Source organism: Amycolatopsis sp. NPDC051061 (assembly GCF_040682935.1).
In the GTDB taxonomy this organism is placed as follows: Bacteria; Actinomycetota; Actinomycetes; order Mycobacteriales; family Pseudonocardiaceae; genus Amycolatopsis.
In genome coordinates, this window is record NZ_JBFBBZ010000005.1 from 154447 (window position 1) to 174950 (window position 20504).

The 20504-nt window shown below is 68.2% G+C and carries 19 protein-coding genes; 16 read left to right on the forward strand and 3 right to left on the reverse strand.

Going from position 1 to position 20504, the window contains the following annotated elements:
* Positions 1-116: 116 nt before the first annotated feature.
* The 10 genes from AB0N03_RS08855 to AB0N03_RS08900 all read left to right on the forward strand — a co-directional run bounded on the left by AB0N03_RS08855 (position 117) and on the right by AB0N03_RS08900 (position 12462).
* Positions 117-2075 carry a hypothetical protein gene (locus tag AB0N03_RS08855; RefSeq protein WP_364367582.1) on the forward strand — a complete coding sequence of 653 codons (1959 nt, stop codon included), beginning with the start codon at positions 117-119 and terminating at the stop codon, positions 2073-2075.
* 504 nt (positions 2076-2579) lie between these two features.
* Positions 2580-2771 carry a hypothetical protein gene (locus tag AB0N03_RS08860; protein WP_364367584.1) on the forward strand — a complete coding sequence of 64 codons (192 nt, stop codon included), beginning with the start codon at positions 2580-2582 and terminating at the stop codon, positions 2769-2771.
* Between the two features lie 1267 nt (positions 2772-4038).
* Positions 4039-4641: a hypothetical protein gene (locus tag AB0N03_RS08865; protein WP_364367587.1), complete on the forward strand. Its 603-nt coding sequence runs from the start codon at positions 4039-4041 to the stop codon at positions 4639-4641.
* A 113-nt stretch (positions 4642-4754) separates the two neighbouring features.
* On the forward strand, positions 4755-5636 hold the full coding sequence (locus AB0N03_RS08870; RefSeq protein WP_364367590.1) for a conjugal transfer protein: 882 nt from the start codon (positions 4755-4757) through the stop codon (positions 5634-5636).
* An 18-nt stretch (positions 5637-5654) separates the two neighbouring features.
* Entirely contained in the window at positions 5655-5894 is a 240-nt protein-coding gene (locus AB0N03_RS08875; protein WP_360669511.1) for a hypothetical protein, read from the forward strand.
* Positions 5895-5974: 80 nt separating this feature from the next.
* On the forward strand, positions 5975-6352 hold the full coding sequence (locus AB0N03_RS08880) for a hypothetical protein (RefSeq protein WP_364367593.1): 378 nt from the start codon (positions 5975-5977) through the stop codon (positions 6350-6352).
* A gap of 11 nt (positions 6353-6363) precedes the next feature.
* Positions 6364-8931 carry an ATP-binding protein gene (locus AB0N03_RS08885; RefSeq protein WP_364367596.1) on the forward strand — a complete coding sequence of 856 codons (2568 nt, stop codon included), beginning with the start codon at positions 6364-6366 and terminating at the stop codon, positions 8929-8931.
* Positions 8932-8986: 55 nt separating this feature from the next.
* Positions 8987-11065 carry a hypothetical protein gene (locus AB0N03_RS08890; protein WP_364367599.1) on the forward strand — a complete coding sequence of 693 codons (2079 nt, stop codon included), beginning with the start codon at positions 8987-8989 and terminating at the stop codon, positions 11063-11065.
* Positions 11062-12051, forward strand: coding sequence for an NlpC/P60 family protein (locus AB0N03_RS08895; protein ID WP_364367601.1), 990 nt, complete (start codon positions 11062-11064; stop codon positions 12049-12051). Before AB0N03_RS08890 ends, AB0N03_RS08895 begins: the two co-directional genes overlap by 4 nt.
* Before the next feature lie 102 nt (positions 12052-12153).
* Positions 12154-12462 carry a hypothetical protein gene (locus AB0N03_RS08900; protein WP_364367604.1) on the forward strand — a complete coding sequence of 103 codons (309 nt, stop codon included), beginning with the start codon at positions 12154-12156 and terminating at the stop codon, positions 12460-12462.
* A 35-nt stretch (positions 12463-12497) separates the two neighbouring features.
* On the opposite strand, the gene AB0N03_RS08905 is transcribed toward AB0N03_RS08900, so the two are convergent.
* On the reverse strand, positions 12498-13568 hold the full coding sequence (locus tag AB0N03_RS08905) for a pentapeptide repeat-containing protein (protein ID WP_364367607.1): 1071 nt from the start codon (positions 13566-13568) through the stop codon (positions 12498-12500).
* A gap of 235 nt (positions 13569-13803) precedes the next feature.
* Here AB0N03_RS08905 and AB0N03_RS08910 point away from each other — a divergent pair, with 235 nt between their 5' ends.
* On the forward strand, positions 13804-14328 hold the full coding sequence (locus AB0N03_RS08910; protein WP_364367610.1) for a hypothetical protein: 525 nt from the start codon (positions 13804-13806) through the stop codon (positions 14326-14328).
* Between the two features lie 36 nt (positions 14329-14364).
* On the opposite strand, the gene AB0N03_RS08915 is transcribed toward AB0N03_RS08910, so the two are convergent.
* Complete coding sequence (locus AB0N03_RS08915; protein WP_364367613.1) at positions 14365-14763, reverse strand: Lsr2 family protein; 399 nt, start codon at positions 14761-14763, stop codon at positions 14365-14367.
* A 119-nt stretch (positions 14764-14882) separates the two neighbouring features.
* Positions 14883-15197 (reverse strand): hypothetical protein, encoded by a 315-nt coding sequence (locus tag AB0N03_RS08920; protein ID WP_364367615.1) that lies wholly within the window; start codon positions 15195-15197, stop codon positions 14883-14885.
* Positions 15198-15431: 234 nt separating this feature from the next.
* Between AB0N03_RS08920 and AB0N03_RS08925 the strand changes: the two genes are divergently transcribed.
* The 5 genes from AB0N03_RS08925 to AB0N03_RS08945 are packed head-to-tail and all read left to right on the forward strand — an operon-like array spanning position 15432 to position 20494.
* Positions 15432-17132 (forward strand): ATP-binding protein, encoded by a 1701-nt coding sequence (locus tag AB0N03_RS08925; protein ID WP_364367618.1) that lies wholly within the window; start codon positions 15432-15434, stop codon positions 17130-17132.
* A gap of 5 nt (positions 17133-17137) precedes the next feature.
* Complete coding sequence (locus tag AB0N03_RS08930) at positions 17138-17998, forward strand: replication-relaxation family protein (protein ID WP_364367620.1); 861 nt, start codon at positions 17138-17140, stop codon at positions 17996-17998.
* Positions 17995-19107: a ParB N-terminal domain-containing protein gene (locus AB0N03_RS08935; RefSeq protein WP_364367623.1), complete on the forward strand. Its 1113-nt coding sequence runs from the start codon at positions 17995-17997 to the stop codon at positions 19105-19107. The genes AB0N03_RS08930 and AB0N03_RS08935 overlap by 4 nt, the downstream gene beginning before the upstream one ends.
* Positions 19104-20192, forward strand: coding sequence for a DUF4417 domain-containing protein (locus AB0N03_RS08940; protein WP_364367625.1), 1089 nt, complete (start codon positions 19104-19106; stop codon positions 20190-20192). Before AB0N03_RS08935 ends, AB0N03_RS08940 begins: the two co-directional genes overlap by 4 nt.
* Positions 20192-20494: a hypothetical protein gene (locus AB0N03_RS08945; RefSeq protein ID WP_364367628.1), complete on the forward strand. Its 303-nt coding sequence runs from the start codon at positions 20192-20194 to the stop codon at positions 20492-20494. Before AB0N03_RS08940 ends, AB0N03_RS08945 begins: the two co-directional genes overlap by 1 nt.
* The last annotated feature ends 10 nt before the right edge of the window (positions 20495-20504 follow it).

Sequence of the window (20504 nt, forward strand, 5' to 3'; positions counted from 1 at the left end):
ACGCGCGCGCTCGCCGGGGCTGCTCGAACTCCTGCTGGCGGCCGAGGCGTGACGTGGCCTGCCGGGGGGCTGCGATCCCGGTGTTACGCCCGGGGAATCTCGGACGTCTTCGTATTATGAGCACGAATGACCAGCCGCAGGCCGGTCCGACGTCTGAACTGAGTACCTCGGACGCCGCTGGAAGCGATTACACCGTCGTGCTTCAAGCGACATCTTCAGCGAGATTCCTCCCTGAGGGCGGCTGGGAACTGTCCGTGTATGCGCCTGAGATCGACTCTCAGCCCCTTCGGGTTCGCGCGTTTACCCGCTGGGTCGACGACGAAGGCAAAAAGCTGCCACGCGAGTTGGTCGTGGAGGTGCGTGGCCACGCTCTTTCGCTGGACGAGGCGGTGGCCAAATTCCCGAATGTTGCTCGACCCATCGCCAACTTGGTCGGATTCGTCGCGAACGTCCGCGTCGGGCTGGTGGAGGTGGTGCTTGCGTACGAGACTTTCGCTTCCGGTGGTGAGCGCGACTATCTTCAAGTCTTCATCGCGGAAGAGCGTGGTCCCGTGCCCCCGGGGCGCAGCCTCGAGGTGTCACACCTCGATGCGGTTTGCCTGGCGTTCATGGGTGCGGCCGACAACGAGCGCATCAGCAGAGCGCTGCGTCACTACGAGCTGGCGTTGCGTGAGTGGTACATCGGCGGCGAGTGGCTTGCGCTGAACTATCTGTGGATCGCTGCCGAGAATCTGACCAAGGCTGTAATTCGCAAAATCATCGCGCGCACGGATGTTTCAGAAGAAGAGATAGCGAATGAACATAGCCTCGTAACGGATGACCCGAATCATCCGAGGTGGCGAGAACTTCTGGGGGCGCGGATACGATCGACTGTTATCTTTCGCGGTGATGCGCCGACTTACCGAACAGCGAAAAAGGCGAGTGACGGCCTTGAACACGGGATCCTGGAGCTGAACGCCGTTGCGAAACATGCCATCGCTTGCGCTGACAAGACCTTTCAATACGTTCGGCGAACTATCGTGGACTTGCTTGATCTCCCGAAGGGGATCGCGGAAAAGCTGAACGATGTCGGCCCTATGGACGTTCAATCCCTGCGTAAGGTTGTGCGCGGACACTTGACGGGGACTGCAGAGGATCCCGCCGAGGAAGGGGAACGTTACCCCCGACTCGTGTGGAGTTCGGGAGTTGACTCGGTCATGCGTGAGGGATCGGCCTTCACGATTACACATCGGGAAAAAATGACTGTCCGAACGCATCCCGACATCGGCTTTCGGATAGAACGACTAGGTGTTCACGGACGCCTTGAGAGTGGTCAAGCTCCGGCGCAGATTAGTGATGAAGAGATCGTGGTCGAGCGAGAGTCTGCCTCACCGCTCAAGAGGCTGCTCGATGCAGTCATTCCGATGGTGGACTTGGCGGTGGGGAGCGGAGTGGGGCGATCTCACACGCAAGCATCTTTATTCGCCTTCAATTTATTCGGACAGGGGACGTCGCTCTTTCAGGCAGTTCGACAGCTGATCGTCTCATTTTTGCCTATCGAGGCTTTTGCGACTCTGCATGGATTGGTTATGGTCGCTGCTCGCTTCGAGCAGATGGCAAACTTAGATGGCCCGCGCTTCGGTGTGGCTGTGCGTGAGGCGCTTGAGGCGATTTCAGGATTCGGCGCTGACGCTGAGCATGTCGCTGCGCGGCAGTCGGAAGTGCTCGCCACTGCCGAGGCTCAAAACGTAACGGTACCCAGTCGACTCGCTGATCCGCAGAGTTCGTTCATCTATCGTAGCCTGGCCGTGGAGATGAGCTTTGCGACTTGGTCGGTCAACGGCGCTTATGGAACGGCTGGCCTCCACGTCCGGCGTGTCGACTCTCAGAGGGCTGGGTTCCACACGAAGCTGTCGCCAGGTCCGTTAAGTGACTTGGTTGGCTCGGCGGCCGTGATCGCGATGCTGACTCTTCTGGGGCATGCGAGCTTGTTGTTCGGCTGGAGCGTCGACCGAAATCGGCTTGAGACGCTCCTGTCCGAGGCTCGCGAACTCAATGATTCGGCTGCGCAACTGGACCTCTATCCGTCTGACTGAACCTCCTGCAGCGCGCAAGGCCGCCCAATTCGATGGCGGCAACGCCTGACCTCGGCCTGTTGTGGTCTACCTGGGCACCGCTCGACAGGAAATTGGCGGTGTCCAGCCCAGAGAGTGACACGTATCACATAGTTAGGCCGTCTAGGGGGACTCGCAAGATCATTCTCGCTCTTCGTGTGAGAGTTCGCGATTAATCCTCAAAGCGGATCAGGTGTTACCGCCCGGCTGGAGGATTTCCCGCGTGAATCTCACGGAGCGTCTTGCCGCTGGAGTGATCTTCACTCTAAAGGGGGCAAATCAACCAAGTGTCACACTGTTGGCGCTTACGCACGGAAAGGGTAATACTCCAAATGTGCGCGGGCTTCTTGCAGAGGCGCGAGGTGCAGGTCCGTGTGCGACGCCGGTTCCCGTGATGAGAGGACTTACTTGGCTACCGTTACCCGAGGTCCCCGAAGACGTCGGTCTTCCAGTGCGGCGAATTCGTCGTGTCGAGGGCCAGCGAACATGTGGACCTTTTTGCTCTTTGTGCTTCGTGAGCCGAAGGCGGCGCGCGAAGCCATGCGATTCACTATAGTGAGCGGGATCTTCGTGGTCACGCTCGCCGCGCTAGGAACGCTTGCGTTCATCCTCCGTCCGGTGGAGATGCAAGCGATCATCGGCTCGATCGTGGGTTTGGTTGATCCGCGGATCGGCTGAACGTTGGCCGGAAGGGGCGCGGCGGGCAGGCCGCGCCCCTGAAGGTCAGATTGCGTCTGCGCTGGTCGGGCTCGCGTGGGGATGTGTTCGCGGTCCGGGTCCAGCAGATTGATTGCTGGCGTTGGCGACTGGCAACCGAACCTCGGTCGGTCGGTGCAGCGCCGGCCTTCCCAAACCGGCTGGTGGTCCCACCAGGAATTGGGCGCTCCCTCCAGTTGGCTGGGATGACGTCGAATCTGCAGTTCGCGTCGTGGTTGGTATCCGGCTGGATCGAGAAACTCCGGTGCGTGGTGCAGGAAGCCGAGCCCGGCGGCCGCGGTGAGATCGACGTCAATGACTTGCCAAGAAGTCGCCACTCAATCTCCTGATCATCGCCGTCAGCATGGCCGCTCACGGGGGACTGCTGGCTGGGCAATGCTGAGCTGGCTCGGCCGCGGGCGAGCGGCAGCGAGAGGCCTGCTCGCTGAAGTGAGCGGCATGACCGTGATCCACGCAATGGCTCCGCAGGTCGGCCGTCGGGAGGCCCCGCGCTCGTGACCTTCCGGCGGGTCGTGCTCTTACGGAGCGCCCGCGGTCGCCGTCGTTCCCCTCCAAGCACGCGACAATTGTCGCTGCACGCGCTACGGCTGTCACCATCTTGCGGCAGTCGGCTGGATTTTGGGTGACACCCTCGCGGCGATCGTCTGCTATAGCCAGCCGCGCACGCGGCGCACTGGCCCGACGATGTCTACGGCGGAGTGGCGCTGGGGGTGGCCACCGCTGTGGAGTTCCGGCGCTGTTTTCGTCACGTCGACTGACGCTTGGGTCTTCGGCGGCATCAGGGCGGCCTTGCCGACGTCCGTGGTGGGCCACCCAGGACCGACGTGGTGCTGTGGCCCCGCCTTCGCCCAACCGTGTGAATTACAGCTTGCTCCCCAGCCAGGGCAAGCGCGCGGGCCAGGAGCAGCGCGAGCGCCACCTCGGAAGCTCGCTCGGATCTTGTTCATCTGAGCGAAGGAGACGGCCCATGACCATCCGATCGACTGTAAACAGCCCGTTGACGATGCTGCAGGTCCAATTCCGGCAATCCCGCGATTGGCGCGATTCGACCAGGCCCTGCTCGAGTGGTCCGCCGAGGAGCCGACGCTGTCGGCGATCATGTGCCACCAGAGCCTGGCCGACCTCTTGTCCACTCGCGACTACGCCCGCCACGACGAGGTGCTGCACGCTCTCCTGGCGCACGCCGCAAAGCCCGGACGGCGCGGGCGTCACCGCGGCCGAGATCGTCGTGAACGCGATGCTGCCGGCTGTTCCGGGTATCGTCGGCCGCGTCATCCGGGCGGCTCGCACAGCGGGTATCGCGGTCGGTATCCGGCGCGGGGTGACCGGCGGAGGCGTGTCAGCGTCCGAGGAAAGCCGCGACATCCAAGCGGCGGTGATCGGGCACCTGTGGGAGCAGACTCGCTGCTACCCGCTGCGACGTCGGCATCATGTCGCGGCGAACCTCGTGCGGGAGACGCAGCGAGCTGCGCAGCGGGACTTTGGTGTCGACCACGGGCAGGCCGCCGCGGACGTCGTCAGCATCGACGATGACCAGGTGCACCGGCCGTTGGCGGCAGTGCCGGCGGAGGTGGACGCCTCGGAGGAGTTGCTCGAGCTGCTGTCGTGGGCGGTCGAGCAGGAGCGGCTCGACGAGCACTCCGCTGCCATCCTGATTACCCGCTACTTCGGTGATCCGGCCGGCCGCGACGGCGTGGCCACCGACCGCCAGATCGGCACGCTGATCGGCCTCAGCCAACCGACGATCACCCTTCACCGCCGCCGCGCCTTCGAGAAGCTGGCCGAAGCCGCGGCGGAGTACCCAGGCCACGAGCTTCCTCGGGCCGGCTGAATCAGACCGCGGCCCGGCGTGCATGCCTTCGAGCAGCAACCGGAACCGGCGGAGGAGGTCGTGTCGTGCTTGGTCGTCGCGGCCGCTCTGGCGGAGGAGTGCTGGATGAGCTGTTGCCGGACGCAGATGCCGAGTCCGCGATCCGTGGCGCGACTCGCCGGGTCGGCCGGGTCGTGGCGTGGCTGGCCGTGCTGGCCAGTCCGCTGCTGACCATCGCCGGACTGGTCGTTCTCCAGCCAGCGGGTGTGCCGCCGCTGCGGGACGGCGGCGCACCCGCGCCGGCCGCTTCGCCGGAGGGCTGGGCGGAGATGTACGTGCGCGCTTGGCTCTCGGCGACCCGAGACGACTCCGCCGAGCTGGAGGTCTTCTACCCGCCGGGGATGAAGTCCCAGCGTGCGGCAGGAACGCAGGTTCCGGTCGACACCGCGGTCGTCTCGGCGACGTCCCCGGCGCCTGGTGTGTGGTCGGTCGTGGTGGTGGGGGACGTGCTGGTGCTGCAGCCGGACGGCAAGCGCAGGGCGTCGCTGCTGTGCGCGCAGGTCGCGATGGCCGGGACCGGCGATGCCTACGTCGCCACCTCGCTGCCCTCGCCAGTCGCGTGCCCCGGCACGCTCGGCGTTGCTGTGCTCGCCTACGACGAGGTCACCGATCCGGCTGGTCCGATCGGACAGTCGGTCGCGGGGTTTCTGGGCGCCTACCTGGCGGGGCAAGGCCAGCTCGACCGGTTCGTCAGCCCTGGAGCAAGCCTCGGGCTGCCGAAGCCGGCGCCGTTTGCCGCGGTGCAGGTGGCCGAGGTGCGCACGCACGAGAAGTTCGAGCCGGGTCAGGCCGCTCGGCCGGTCGACGGGACGGTTATCCACAGCCTCACTCATGCCCGGGGATGGGACGCCACCGGCCAGAACACCCCGGTCGACTACGCGCTGACGCTGATCGCGCGGGCGGGCCGGTGGGAGATCAATCGCATCGATCCGGCGCCGCTGATCGCGGGCCGCTGAGGCCGAGGAGAACGTCTGATGATCGTGCTTGCTGCGGACGTGAAGTCCTGGGTCGACACCAACCTGGCCTGGGGTGACCAGTCCGTCCGCCGGCTGATCCTGCTGGCGGCGATCGTCGGCGGGATCGGGCTGCTGATCGGTACCCGCGGGAACTTCACCCGAGCGATCAAGTACGGGGTAATCGCCGCGATCTTCCTCGGCATCCTGCTCAACCTCGACGGGGTCGCCGGCATGTTCGGCGCCTGGTTCACCCATTGAGCGCGCCGAAGAGCCGCGGCGACGTGCTGGTCGGCCGCTCCTACACACGGTCGCGGCGGTTTCCGAGGATGTTCGGGCGGATGCCCGGCCGCGACGGCGGCTACCTCCCCGGCGGCCCCTACACCGTCACCCAAGGCGCGCTGTTCCTCGTTCTGCTGGTCGTGGTGTGGAAGCTGCCGCTGCTGGACTGGCTCGGTCCGGCCCGCTGGGGACTGCCGCTGTCGGCAGTGTTCCTCCGGCGCGCCCGGATCGAGTCGCGGACGCCGCTGGGCTGGCTGGTCGGGCTCGGCGCCCACCTGCTCGCGCCAAGGGCCGGCACGCTCGGCCGTCGTCCGTATCGGCCGGCACGACCCGAACGGACCCGCACCAGCCTGTACGTGCACTTGCCGGACAGGGATGTGGAGCAGACACCGGCCTCGCCGTTGCAGTTGGTGCTGGCCCAGGCCCGGGAGCGGTGATGGAAAGGCCGGTGACCGATGTGGCGGGCAACTTGCTGTTCTGCGTCGATGGCTCGACGTGGGCGGTGTGGCGGCTGCTGCCGCACGAAAGCGCCCGCTCCACCGGCCGCCAGCTGCGCGAGCTCTACGACCGCACCGTCACGCTGATGAAGTCCCTACGGGGCGAGGTCATGATCGCCTCGCTGTGCGAGCAAGTCCACGCCCACGCGATCGTCCAACGCTGCCTCCAAGGCATTAACCTCGACGCGAACCCGCACTGGGCCGAGACCGTCCACAACGCCTGGGACCAGCTCGACACCCTTGACGTCCTCGGCTGCAGCTACTGGCTCGCCAAGCCCCTGTCCGGGCACGGCTGGAAAGAAGCCACCCAGGCCATGCTCCGCGCGACGAGCGCAGCGCTGGGCGACCAGCTCGGTCTTCCAGCTCGACCGGCGTCAGCAGCCGCGGTCGCAGCCGGTCGAGAGCGGGCTCGGGTAGCGGCGCAGGAGCTGGGGGGCGCGATCCCGATGCGGCCGGCAACAGAGGCCGAGCTGCTGTGGTGGCTCTGCCGCGCACCGGTCCGCGGCGTCGACGAGCCAGAGCTCGACCGCGCGGCCGCAGTGCACAACACCGGCGCGACCGTGCGACGGGGGAGTGGCCGCGCCCGGATCACGACCTTGCGCTCATGTGTGTTCGACGAGGGCGGCCGCACCGACCCGCCCGCGGACCGGCAGGGCTGGGGACCGCTCGGGCTGCTGAACCGCCGGTTCGTCAAGTGCGTGACCCCGCACGACGACGGCGCCATCACCAGCTACCAGGCCTACCTCGTCCTGGCGGAGATGCCGCGCGCGTTCACCTTCCCCGGCCACGAGATCCTCGCGCGGCTGGCCGACATCGGCTTCGGCGTTGACTACGCGTTGCGGATCACCGCCCGCTCCAACGAGGACGCTCGGGCGGTCAACCGGCGGCGGACCCGGGATCTGATGAGCCAGGATGAGGAGCACGCCGGCGACACCGCGGGCGTCCCGGCGGACGTCGTCTCGGCGCAGGAGGAGATCCAGCACAAGAACGCCCGCCTCGGCGCCAGCTCCACCGAGATTGACCTCGAAGTCGGCGTCGTCGCGTGCGTCTGGGGCGCCACCGCCCGCGATGCCGACGCCCGCGCCAAAGCGCTGCGGCAGGCGTTCCTGGGCGGGGAGTACCGGTGGGAACGTCCGCTCGGCGGCCAGCGGCAGCTGTATCAGGCGCTGCTGCCGGGCAGCCGGACGCCGATGGTGGTGCGCGAATGCAGCCAGAACCTCCTCGCCACCGACGCCGCGATGCTGCTGCCGGTGTCGGCGACCGACTTCGGGGATCCGGCTGGCGCGCTGTTCGGGCTGACCGTCGACGGCGGCGCCATCGCCCCGTTCCTGCTCGATCCGACCTACGGGCCGACGCATGACTCCTCTGGCGGCATCGCCGTGATCGGCGAGCTCGGCGCCGGCAAGTCGGTCGTGTTGAAGAACGTCGCCGCGGTCGTGCGGCTGATGCTCGATGGCCGCGTCATTGTCATCGATCGGACCCGCAGTCGTGAATGGGTGCCGGTCGCCGGCGCGCTGCCGGGGAATGCACAGATCGTCGACATCATCGACCCCAGCCTCGACGACCGCCCTGCCGCGGCTGAGCTCCGACACTCGTGCGACCCGCTGCGCGTCTTCCGCACCGCAGGCAAGTCCAGCACCGGCATCGCCGAGACCTTCTTCGCGTCCTGGCTCGACCTGGAGTCCAACTCCGCCGAGCGGGACGCCCTCGGCCGCGGCCTCGACGACGTCAGCGGCCAGCCCGGCGCCTCCAGTAACCGACTTGTCGACACGCTCCGAAAGCATGGCGGCCGCGACCCGGCGGCCCGCGCACTGGCTGACCGGCTCGAGCGGCTACGGCGCGACCCGATCACCCGCCCGATCTTCGACCCCGATCTCGCGCCGGTGGACCTGTTCGATGCGGACATGGTCGTGTTCTGCACCAACGAGATCCCGCTGCCGAGCGCGCTGGAGATGAGCAACGAGCGGATGGCTGCCAGGATCCCGCCGCGCAAGCTGTTCGGCCGTGCCTTCCACCTTCTGATCGCCGCAATCGCCAAGGAGATCTGCTTTACGCCTGGACGCTGGGGCGAGTTCATCTGCGACGAGGCCTACAACGTCACCGGCACCCCGGAGGGCCAGCAGATCGCACTCGAGTTCGTCCGCGATGGCCGCAAGCACGGCGCCGACGCCGCCTTCGGGTCGCATGCACCGCAGGACCTCGGCGACGACGTCCTGCGCGGCCTGATCGCCGTGCGGTTCCTCGGCCGCCACCGCGACAACGGACTCGCCCGCAACGGCCTGGCCTGGCTCGGCGTCGACCCCGCTGACGCCCGCTATCACGAGATCGTCACCAAGGACCTGGCCCCGCTGAACCCAGCCGGCGGCGAAGACGAGCGCCGAGCCCGGGCGGGAGAGTTCCTCGTGCGTGACCACGCCGGCCGCGTCGGCAAGGTCAAGGTCCTCACCCAGCCGTACCGCGCGCTGCCGGACGCCGTCCTGACGACGCCGACCGTCACCCGGGGCCACCAGGCGCATTGAACGTCGCTCCGCGCGCCGTGTCTCAACAGGACACAGCGACTGGAGGCGACTGGCGATGAAGCGCACGACTGGCGGAACCCGCGTGCTCACACTCGTCACGGTGATCGTCCTCATCGGACTGCTTTTGCCGCACGTCGGGATGGCGCAAACGCTTCCGTTGCCGCCGAATCCGCCGGGTTCACCGCCGTTTCCGACCACGCCGCGCCCGCAGGACCCGTGCGAGCCGTATCCGACGTGCCTGTGGGTACCCGGCAATCAGCCAACGTCGCCGCAGCCGGATCCGGACGCGCCGCCGCTGCCGCTGCAGGACGACCCCGGTCATCACGTTCACCTTGGCGGCATCTTCAGCATCGACGACGGGTACGGCCGCGACCTGCACAACTACGACCTCTTCGCCAACTTGCCATCGCTGCTGGACAACCCGATGCCGGCGATCTGGCTGTGGCTGGGCAACATCGGCTTCGCCGTCGGCAAATACGCGGTCGGGTTCTCGGTCTGGTTCACCGAATGGGCCGCCTCCACCCAGGTCTTCGACTGGATCAAAGCACCGGCCCGCGATCTCGAAGGCATCTGGCAGACCTCGGTCATCGGCGAGCTGAAGCTACGCGAGATCGCGATGCTCATCGCCACCTGCTACCTCGGCCTGCTGTTCTTCCGTGGTCTCACCACACGAGCATGGCGGGAAACCGCGTCCGCCATCGCGGTCAACGTCCTCGCCATCGCGATCCTCACCCACCCCGTCGACGTCCTCATCGGCGACGACGGCGTCCTCTCGCTCAGCCGAGAGCTCGGAGCCGACGTCTCCAGCGTCATCATGGGCCAGGAACCCGGCGGCACCGGGAATCCGGCCGCGCCGATCGGGCAGGCGTTCATCGACAACCTGCTGATCACGCCGTGGGAGACGCTCAACTACGGCACGCCGATCAGCCGCGTCAAAGGCATCGCCGGGGCCTGTCAGTACTCGGTCAAGAAGGTCCTCGACGACGGGCCCTGGTCCGGCAAGGACGACAGCACCAAGGCCCGGGAGCTCGACGGCTGCCCGGGGGACTACGGCAAGTACAACGAGGTCGCCGACGGCGATCGCGCGCTCGGGGCTTGGCTGTATGCGATCGCGATGCTGCTGTTCGCGATCTTGGTGATCTGCCTGAACGCCGTCCAGGTCGTCGCCCCGTACCTGCTGCTGTTCGAGGGGCTGCTGCTTGCACTTGCGCTGGTCGCCGCGTTGGTGCCCTCGATGCAGCACCAGCTTGCCTACCGGGTCAGCTCGGTCGCCGCCACCATCGCCAAGCTCCTGGCCAGCATGGCCTTCCTCGCCGTCATGACCGTGCTGCTGCGGACCCTCATGCTGGCCGACCTCGGTCCCCAGCTCGTCCGGTTCGCGGTGATCGACCTGGTCGTCTTCTCCGGCTTCCTGTTCCGCAAACGCCTCGCCGCGAACCTTCAGCGTGTCCGGGGCCAGGTCAGCTCCCGGTTGCAGCGACTGGGCCAGCCCGGCCGGGCTCCGAAGGCGTTGCCGACGCCGGTCGTCCCCGCCGGCCCGGCTCGACTCGCTCGGACGGTGAAGGCCGGGACCTCGGCGTTCGCGGAGACCTTCGCCCCGGTCGGGCGCTTAAAGGATCGCCTGGTCACTGCGGGCCGCGCCGGTGGGCAGGCCGGCGGGAAGGTGCTCAAGTACACCGTGGGGGCGCCGGTCTCGTGGCCCCAAGCCGCTCAGCGTGCGCAGACGGCCCTTACTGCGAAGGCCGGTGTCGCAAAAGCCACGCTGGCTCGCCGCGCCGACGCCGCGAAGGCCTACTCGGCCGTCTACGCCGGCAACCTCGGCACGGCGACGGGTGCAGTGCCGGCGTGGCAGGCCGCCACCACTGCGCTATCCGCGCTCAGCGACCGCCCAGACCGGCAGCGGCAGGGGCCGCCGACGTACCTCGACGCTGAGGTCGCCGCCGCGACACCGTCGCCGGTCAGCCGGGCACCGGAGTTCACCGGCACCGATCTGGCGGCCGCGGTCGGCAGTCGCCGACCTGCGAAGCCGTCCGTACCGGCGGCTGAATCCTTGCCTCCTGGGATGCTCCCGCCGCCCGCGCCGTGGGCACAGCGACTACGTGATCGGCTCAGTAGCCCGGGAAGCGGGCGATGAACCCGCTACTCGCCCTGCGGGCGGCCGAGATCGCGCGAGGTCAGGTCCGTGAACACCCCGGCCGCTGGGGCTGTCTCGCCGCGCTGCTTCTGTTCGGGCCGCCCGCGGTCTGCGTGCTGATCGTCGTCGTCCTGCTGACCTCGCTCGCCGGGCCAGGCGACACTAGCTCCGCAGCCGCGCCCACGACCGGTCTGGTCGCGGACATTCCGGCTGACTACCTTGTCCTTTATCGCCAGGCCGCACAGACTTGCCCAGGGCTCGACTGGTCGATCCTCGCCGCCATCGGCAAGATCGAAACCGATCATGGCCGTGCCAAGCTGCCCGGCATCCACAGCGGCAGCAACAGCGCCGGAGCCGGCGGTCCGATGCAGTTCCTGCAGTCCACCTTCGACAGCGTCGTCGCCCGGCACCCGATCGCGCCCGGCGGAGCGCGTCCGCCGTCGCGGTACAACCCGCACGACGCGATCTACACCGCCGCGGCCTACCTCTGCGACTCCGGAGCCCGCGACGGCCGGGATCTCCACGGCGCGATCTTCGCCTACAACCACGCCGAGTGGTACGTCCAGAAGGTGCTCGCACAGGCGCAGCGCTACAACTGCGGTGCCGTGCAGGCACCGAACCACGCGGCGCAGCTTGCGATCGCCTTCGCGTGCGACCAGCTCGGCCTGCCCTACGTCTGGGGCGGTGACGGTCCGGCCAACGGCGATCGGGGCTTCGACTGCTCGGGGCTGACCAAGGCGGCCTACGCCTCGGCTGGCATCGATCTGCCGCGTACCGCGCAGACCCAGTACGTCGCGGGACCACGAATCGCGACAGATCGTGCGCAGCCAGGGGATCTCGTCTTCTTCGGGAGCAGTCCGAGCCACATCACTCACGTCGGGCTCGTCGTCTCGAACGGTTCGATGATCAACGCGCCGGACTTCGGCAAACCCGTTCGGGTGGACAGCATCGGAAAGGCGTTCGGCGCCACCCGGCCCGCGCGGTGATGAACCCGGGGGTTCCGCTGGCGATGCCAGCGCCTCGCCCGATCCCGTAACAGGCCCCGGGCTGCCGGCGACTCCGGTTACCTCAAGAGGATCGGAGCGGAGATGACGAGCTATTACGTCAAGACACCGCAGCGGTACGCCGCTGTTCAGTTCACCGGAGACGCCTCAGCCTTCATGACCGCGATCAACGCGGCGACCAACCAGTGGGGCTTCCCGGCCCACTACGTCGACGCGTCGGGCACGACTCTGGTCGTCGAATACATCGCGACCGCGGGCAGCGGACTCGTCAAGGTCCCGGAGAACGCCTACCTCGTCTTCCCGCCGGACAACCAAATCGAGACACCGTACGTCGTCTACGGTTTCGAGGGCACCGGACTCTCCCCATACGAGTCGATCTACGTCTCGCCCTAGAGCTGATCGAAGGCGGCCGGGACGTCAACGGCGATTCAATCCGCCGGGGCAAGCGGCTTCGGTGTGGGGGCCGGACGTATCGTTCGGCCTCCAGCCTCCTGTGCTGCCACACATACACGTAGGCGAGCTGCGACCCACGGGTCGTCCTGCAGCTCTGCCGGTAAGACGGTGTCGGCGTCGATCACCGCACGAGCAAGCTGTTCGGCGCTGATGCCTTCCGCGTCCAGAAGGTTCGCGCCGGACAGAGTGGTACCGGTCAGATCGGCGCGTTCAAGGACGGCTTTGCGTAGATCTGCGCGGTACAAGTGGGCGTTCTGAAGTTGAGCATCTCCGAGCATCGCACCCCGGAGGTCTGCGTAGTTGAGCATGCTCGTGGTGAGATCGGCGCCCCTCAGATCGGCGCGGCGGAGATCGGCTTGGGTCAGATACACCCAGGAGAGCCGAGGTGGGTGTTCGAATTCGTGATGGCGTGCCCAAAGGCGGGGAAGTGCGGCGCCGAGCAGCATCGGCCGATGATGTTCTGGCCGGTCGGGGCGCCGCGCGATGACGATGATGATGGCCTGGATGTCTATGACCAGAGCTTTCGGTTCGGGCGGGTACGGCGGCTCATCTGATCGTTGCCATGGTGGGTCGGGCTCGGCGTCGTCGGCGAAAGTCCGCGCTGACGAGCGCGCTCGGACAAAGGTGCACAACAACTCGAGGACTGCGGCGTGGTCCCTGGGGGACTCTTTCATCACTTGCTCGAGTGCGTAGATGCCACCTAATCGCTCTTCTAGCGTCGAAGCTCCGAGCTGTGCAGTGGCTTTGTGGAACCGTTCTGTGACCTGCCCGCGGCGGGTCAAGGCAAAGGACCTTGCCGTGAAGGCCGCGCCGCTCAAGGTTGCTGCGCCGGCGAAAGCCAGTAGAACCGTCTGCCGGACGGCGTTGACCGCATCAGCTTGCTCCTTGCCCCGCAGGCCGCGTGCTTCGCCGGTGGTCAGCCACCACGACAGCGGGCCGAGGACGAGCAGCACAAAACCGACTGCGCCGATCAGGGAAGCTGCTGCGATCAGCCATGGACGTCGCACCTGAGCGCGAACGCCACGAGCCAGCCGAGGAAATTTCATGGCCGTATCTTGCCGGAAAAGTTACTCGACTCGATGCAACGGGTCGCGGTGCCTCGCGCCGCTGCATGGAAGTACGTGAATGAACGACCTGTCTTGATCTCATGACAGGAGCAAGCGGAAAGGCGAAGCGACGATGATGTCGACAAACCGGAGCGGAATGATCGTTGGCCCTTGCGTTGGCAGCGCGTCCGCGCGGCTGGCTAGCGATACGGTTCGCGCTGGTTGCGCGGGAGATTTGGGGCTGGCCCCGAATGCCGACATGTTCCCCGCCACGCATGGCCGCCAGGACATGTTGGAACACAGCGCGCCGAAGGCGCTCCGTCTGGGCGACCTCGTCGCGAGCGGCGCGTTCTGGTGGGTGACCACCGCCGTGGCCGCGATCCTGATCGCGGTATTCGTCCTCCACCGACACCTTCGTTCCCACCACCTCCGCTCCCGTGTCCGGTTCGATCTGCTGCCGACCGCCGGCTTCGATCCCTCGCCTCAAGCGGTGCTCGCGTTCGCGCACCAGCTCGGGCGGGTGCGGCCCGTGCACGGGTGGGTGCCGAAGTCGGTCGTCGGGGTGCGGGTGCGGTTCGGGACCGAGCCCGAGTTCGGGAAGCTGGTGATGAGCGTGGAGGGGCGCGAGTCGGTGACCGGCGTGCTCAACAAGCTCATCTACCCCGACGTCGAGATCCGGCGGGCGACGTCCGAGGGTGAAACGTCCTCTGTCGGCGGCGAGGGTGATGTCTCCTCGCCGCCGACGGGACAACAGCGGTGATCTCTCCCCAGTGATCTGCTGGCCACGCTTGCCGCGTCAGGCGGCGGCCTTCTTGCGCGGAGAGCGCTTTCGCGGCGCGGGAGCTTCGGGCACTGCGACCTGGGCCTGCTCGTAAGCGGAGACCACCTCGGAGGAGAGACGTCCTCGCTCGGAGACCTCGTAGCCGTTCGCGTTCGCCCACGCACGGATCTGTTGATTGCGCTGGCGATCGGACGCGGTGGGCGCGGTCGACTGGCCGGTCGCGACGCGGACCTTCCGACCGCCGACGCGACGTGCGGCACCGACGAACCGGGCGAGTTCGTCGCGCAGGGCGGCGGCGTTCTCATCGGCGAGGTCGATCTCGTAGCTCACCCCGTCCAGACCGAACTGAATCGTCTGGGCGGCGGCGCTGCCGTCGATGTCGTCGAGGATCTCGACGAGGACTTTCTGGGCCATTGAAGTACTCCTCGGGGGTAGATGTGCGACTAAGAGGCGGCTCACAATGCGCGGCGCTCCGCCGGTGAGTGTATCCACGACTCGGCTGGAAAGGAAATTTCACCCCCTCGTCGAGCGCATCAAAACGGTTGACGCATACCCGTGACTGAGGTTGAAACCCGTTCAATCCCGCCGTCGTGGGAGGAGAACCCGCCGTGCATCGTCAGCCGTCTTCGCCGGACCTGCATGTGGCTCGCGCCGAGCTCGTGCTCGCGCGCCCGGGACATCTTCCGTTGCGTGCCTTGCCAGTCCGACCGGACGATCCACTCCAGACGCTGGCGAACGCGCTCGGTGACGTCCGCGTGGACCTCGGCGAATCCGTGCAGGTCTGTCTCGACTTGATCCCATTGACGCCGGCGCGTATCCGGCACCTGGCTCGCCGCGTCCAACCTCATTCCGGCCGAAACGGTGTGAGGCCGTTCGGCGTAGTAGCCGATGTTGCGTCAGAACTGCTGGGGGAGTTCCTGCCGATCGCGCGAGCGCAGGCCGGGGGTCGTTCACGAAATGCGACACGCGCCCCTGAACGAGTGACGAACAAGTTCGTGACCGATGAGCCGGTATTCGCTGTTCAGGTCCTGATCCGGTGTGTCTCGGAAATCCCGGGGCGGGCTCAAGCGCACCTGCGGAGCGTGATCGGGGCGTTCGACGTCTTCCGCGGCGAGAACTACTGGCGAGTCCGCGGCCCGCGGATCCTGGGCTGGCACTTCGGTGCGGACACCGTCCTGTTTCGTCGGCTGTTCGACCGGCGGTTCCGGACCGGGTTGGCGAAGTCACGGCCCGGGTCGCTCGTGACGACCAGCGAGATCGCCGGCCTGCTGAAGCCGCCGTCCGGACGTTGCCAGTCGCCGGCGATCGCCCGCAGCCGCGGTTGGGTGCTTCCGGCGCCGCGCGAGGTGCCCACGTACCGGCCGGGGACGGGGCTGGTGCGGCTCGGCTACGTCACCGACGTCAACGGCGACGAGCGCTTGGTCGGTGTGCCCCTGCGCGAGCTCCTGTTCTCCGCCCGCTTCGGCAAGGCCGGCTTCGGCAAGACCGAAGAGGCCCTGGCGCAGGCGATCGAGATCGCCCGGCTCGGCGGTGGGGTGTGGTTCCTCGACCCGCACGCCGACGGCTGGCAACGCGCCAAGCCCTACCTCTCCGACCCGGCGCTACGAGGCCGGCTGTGGGAGGTCAACCTCGACGTCCGCGGCCGGAGCAAGCGCTTGCCGGGCTGGAACCCGCTGAGCATGCAGGACTTCACCGAGTCCGACATCGAGGACCGGGTCGACGCGGTCGTGACCTCGTTCGCCGCGGCGCTGGGCTGGGGCGACGCCGCTCCACGGGCGAAGTCGATCCTGACCAAGGCTTGCGAAGCTCTCTGCTACCTCGCGATGCGGCTTCCGGCGGACTGCGCGCCGACGATCTTCCAGATCCCGACGCTGCTGGACGACGAGGCGTGGCGAGAGTCGGTCCTGCCGGCGCTCAAGCCGAGCGTGCGCAGGTACTGGACGGACTCGTTCCCGAAGCTGGCGCCGGACGCGACGACGGTCGTCACCAACATCATCAACCGGCTGCGGACCAGCCCGACCCTCTCGGCGTTCCTCGGCTCCTCGGTGACCACCTATGACGTCCGCCGCGCGATGGACACCGGCCGGATCGTGTTCGTCTGCACCAGCGGCACCGGCGAGACGAACAAGCTGATCACTTCGTTCATGATCTACGACCTGTTCCGGGCCGGCCGCTCCCGCGCCGATACGCCGGTGGAGCAGCGGCGCAGGTGCGACGCGTTCGTCGACGAGCTCGCGGCGGTCGACGGCGCTTCCCGCGGCTACCTCGCGGCGATCCTCGAGCAGCTGCGTAAGTACCGGGTCGCGCTGCACGCGATGAACCAGATGCCGGACCGGCTCGCCGCCGAGACCCGGCGGGCGCTGCTGCAGAACCAGTCGCTGCTGATGACCTCGGCCGCCGCGATCGACGGCGCTCGCACCGTCGCGCGCGAGTTCGGCGGCTTGGTGCAGCCGGCGACGGTGACTGAGCTGGAGCAGTTCCACCATGTCGTCACCATGACCCTGGGCGGCCAGCGCACGACGCCATTCAAGATCCGCGGCCTGCACGTCGACGACGAGTTCGCCGAGCACTTCCACCCCGAGTGGAACGACGACGTCGACCAAGCCCTCGACGCCAACCTCGCCCGCCGCCCGATCGGTGACGTGCTCGACGAGCTCGAGGACCTGGACGACCGGATTCTCGATGTCCTGCAGGCCGAGCGGCCAGCTCCGCAGCCGCGACGCGGACGTCCGCCGACGCGGGGCAGCGGCGCCGGGATCGACCTGACCTCGACCGTGGAGTGACCGGCATGAACCTCGACGTCGTCCAGCGTGACGCCCTGACCGTCCTCTACTGGCACCGGCTGATGTCCACGGAGCAAGTCCGGCGGCTGGTCGCTCCGATGCTGTCTCCGGTCACCGTCCGGGCGAAGCTCGCCGGTCTGCGGCGCGCCGGCCTCGCTGACCGGATCGCCCGGGAACACCGGCCCCGCACCTGGCACGTCACCCCGACCGGCGCCGAGGCCGTCGAGGCAGCCGGGACGGTCGACGCCCGCGCGTACCGGCTGCCGGGCACCGCGGTCGCGCACCTGCTGCAGGAGCACACGCTCGACGTCGTCGAGACCGGTCTCGCGTTCGTCGAGACAGCACGGGAGCGCGGCGACGAGTGCGGGCCGCTGTCCTGGACACCGGAGGTCGCCCACCAGTTCCGCGACCGTGCGGGGGATCGGCGCGGCGTCGTGATCGCCGACGCCGTCCTGCACTACGTCGTCGACGAGGCACGCCGGCGGACCCAGCGGACGCTGTTCGTCGAGCTGGACCGCGCGACGATGCCGGTTGCCCGGCTGGCTCGCAAGCTCGCCGGCTACATCCGCTACCACGACCACACGCCGGCCGGATCCAGCCGGCGGCCCGCGTGGCGGGAGCGGTATCCGCGATTCCCGCGAGTCCTCATTGTCCTGTCCGGCGCGGAGCGCCCTGTCCTCGAGCGCCGACTCGCCGACCTGCGTGCCCACGCCCAAGCCATGCCGCTGGTGAGCACAGCCGCGGGACGGGTCGACCTGGTCGCGACGACCTTGCCCCGGCTGCTGGCCGACGGCCCGCTGAAGCCGGTGGCGGTGCCGCTGCTCGGTGACCCGCGGTGGGTGGGCGTGTTCGGCAGGCTGTCATGACCGAAGCGCCGACGGAGGTCGTGCAGCAGTTCGGGCTGTCGCCGCGGCTGCGGCAACGCCGGTTCGCGCTGCTGCCGTTGCGCGGCGAGGGCACGCCGTTCACCGACCTGCAGGGCCGGCTGCCGGGCGATGCCACCACGCCGGCCGACCTCGCGGACCTGATCTCCTCGATCGCCAACGTCGGGGTACTGCAGCCGGTGCTGGTCGAGGAGATCGATGCCGGCGACGGGTCGCATCCGGCGATGAAGCTGGCTGCTGGGGAGCGGCGGTTGCGCGCGTGCCGGTGGGGTGCAGTGAACCGGCCGGACAACCCGCACTTCGCCGCGCTGCCCGCGGTGGTCTGCCCGGGGCCGTTGTCGGATGAGGAACGGCGGATCTGGCAGCTGGTCGAGAACCTCGCCCGGGAGAGCCTGCGCCCCGGCGAGCTCGCCGCCGCGCTGGTGCTCGACCGCTGCGCCGTCCTGCTGGGCAAGCTGCTCGCCGGCGGCCACGCCGTCCCGGCCGAGGTCTATGCGATCGACGACCCGATCGCCCGCTTCACGGCGATGGAACGCATCCGCGGGACCGACAAGCGCTGCGCCGCACCCTGGGCCGAGGTCCTGACCCGGCTGGGTCTGCAGCTGAGTCCGCGCAAAGCTCGCGAGCTCGTGCGCGCCTTTGCCGAGATGCCCCGCGAGGTCGCCGAGGAGATGGACGAGGCGAAGGTGTCCCTGCACACGCGCATCCGGTTCGTCGAGCTGCGCCGCGGCCGGGAGCAAGCCGCCGCCGACATCTGGGCTGCGGTCAAGAACACCGGCCGCACCCGCCTTCTGCCCTCCGCGCTCGCTGCCGCGACTGCCGACAGCGAGCTGAGCGCGGAGCAAGCCCTGGACGAAGCCGAGCGCGTCCAGGAGCAAGCCGACGCCGCTCGCGCCGACAAGCTCCGCGCGAAGCCCGAGGCGCCGGTCGCCGACGTCGACGCCCGGCTCGTCGAACGCGCGCTCGCCGCCCTGCGCCAGTTGCTTCTCGCGCTCGTCCAGGGCGCCGAGCTGGGCGAGCACGACCGCGGCTCGCTCGCACTGCTGCTGGACCAGCTCGGCGACGTCATCCACAAGGGAGCACTCTCATGAGCACCTTCCTCGGCATGCCCAACGCGCCGGCCGCGCGGTGTGACTGCCGACGCTGCCCCTGGTACGTCGACGCCGAGCCTGCGGTCGCCATCGCGCCGCTGTGCTCCGGCTGCAACTCCGACTGCGCCTATTGCGGCTGTGCACGCTCGGACTGCCGGGCGTGCCCGATCCGCTGCGGCTCGCGCACCGACATCGACGCGTGGATGCGTGACGTCGGCGGCACGCTCGAGTTCGACGACCTCACCGTCGCCGCGCCGCTGCCGGCGCCGATCCCGTCCTTCGTCCCGCAGGTCGACGGCTCCAGTGTCGCCGAGCTGAACGCGGTGGTGCAGTGGCCGGCGTATGCGGTCGGGCTACGGCGGGTGTTTTCTCCTCGCACTCACACCCTCTACCCGCGCTGGAGTGATGGCCGGACCGCCACCGAGATCCTCGAGGTGCCATCGACGACGCTGACCGTCTTCAGTGGATACGGGGAAGACCCGCTCGTGGAAGCGTTCTGGACCGCTCGCCACCGTGACGACCTGGTCGCCCGGATCGCCGCCCTGCGGTTCGGGCTCGTGCTGGCGCCGAACTACTCGATCTACGGCAACTGGCCCCGCGCCGAGCACCTCATCAACATGCGCCGCTCGCTGATCATCGCCGCCGAGTTCGCCGCGGCGGGGATCCCGACCGTGCCCAACCTCTACTGGTACCGCCTCGAAGACCTGCGCCGCCTGGCCGACTGGGTCCTCGAGACCGGGCCGGCCGGGGTCGCGGTCAACGTCCAGACCGTGCGAGAGAACAGCAACTGGCAGAGCTGGGCGCTGCCCGGCCTGTCCTGGCTGGCCGAGAACATCCCGCCCGGCCTCGTCGTGATCCTGAACGGACTGTCCCGGCGCGACCGCATCGAAACCGCCCTCGACCTGTTCGGCGAGCGACTCGTGGTGATCAGCCAGAACCCGGCGCAGTACGCCCTGCACGGCGCGGTGATGACCGAGGACGGACGTCAGGACATCCACGCCCGCATTCCCGACGCTTTCGCCCGCTCGATCCGGTTCATGGCCTCGTTGCTGCCACACGGCACCGTCGCTCCCGGAGGTGCGTGATGTCGCGGCACACCTGGGTCTTGCTGGGCTGGTCACCGCAGCACGGGCTCGCGTGCTCGCCCGTCGGTGTTCTGGGCATCGACGAGTCCGAGCTCTTCGTGGAGTGGATCCCGCGGGAGCACGCAGCCGGCCGGGTCTGGCGTGAGCGGCTGGGCGGTTCGTCTCCTGCGGAGGTAGCAAAGCGCATCGCCGGCTGGGCCGAGACGCCGGTCGCGCCGGCGGCTAGCGTGGAGCCACTCGGCGGCGTGCTCGCCGACGCGGTGCGGGCGCAGGTCGACGACGTCCTCGGATCGGCGCGCTGACCGGCGGCGG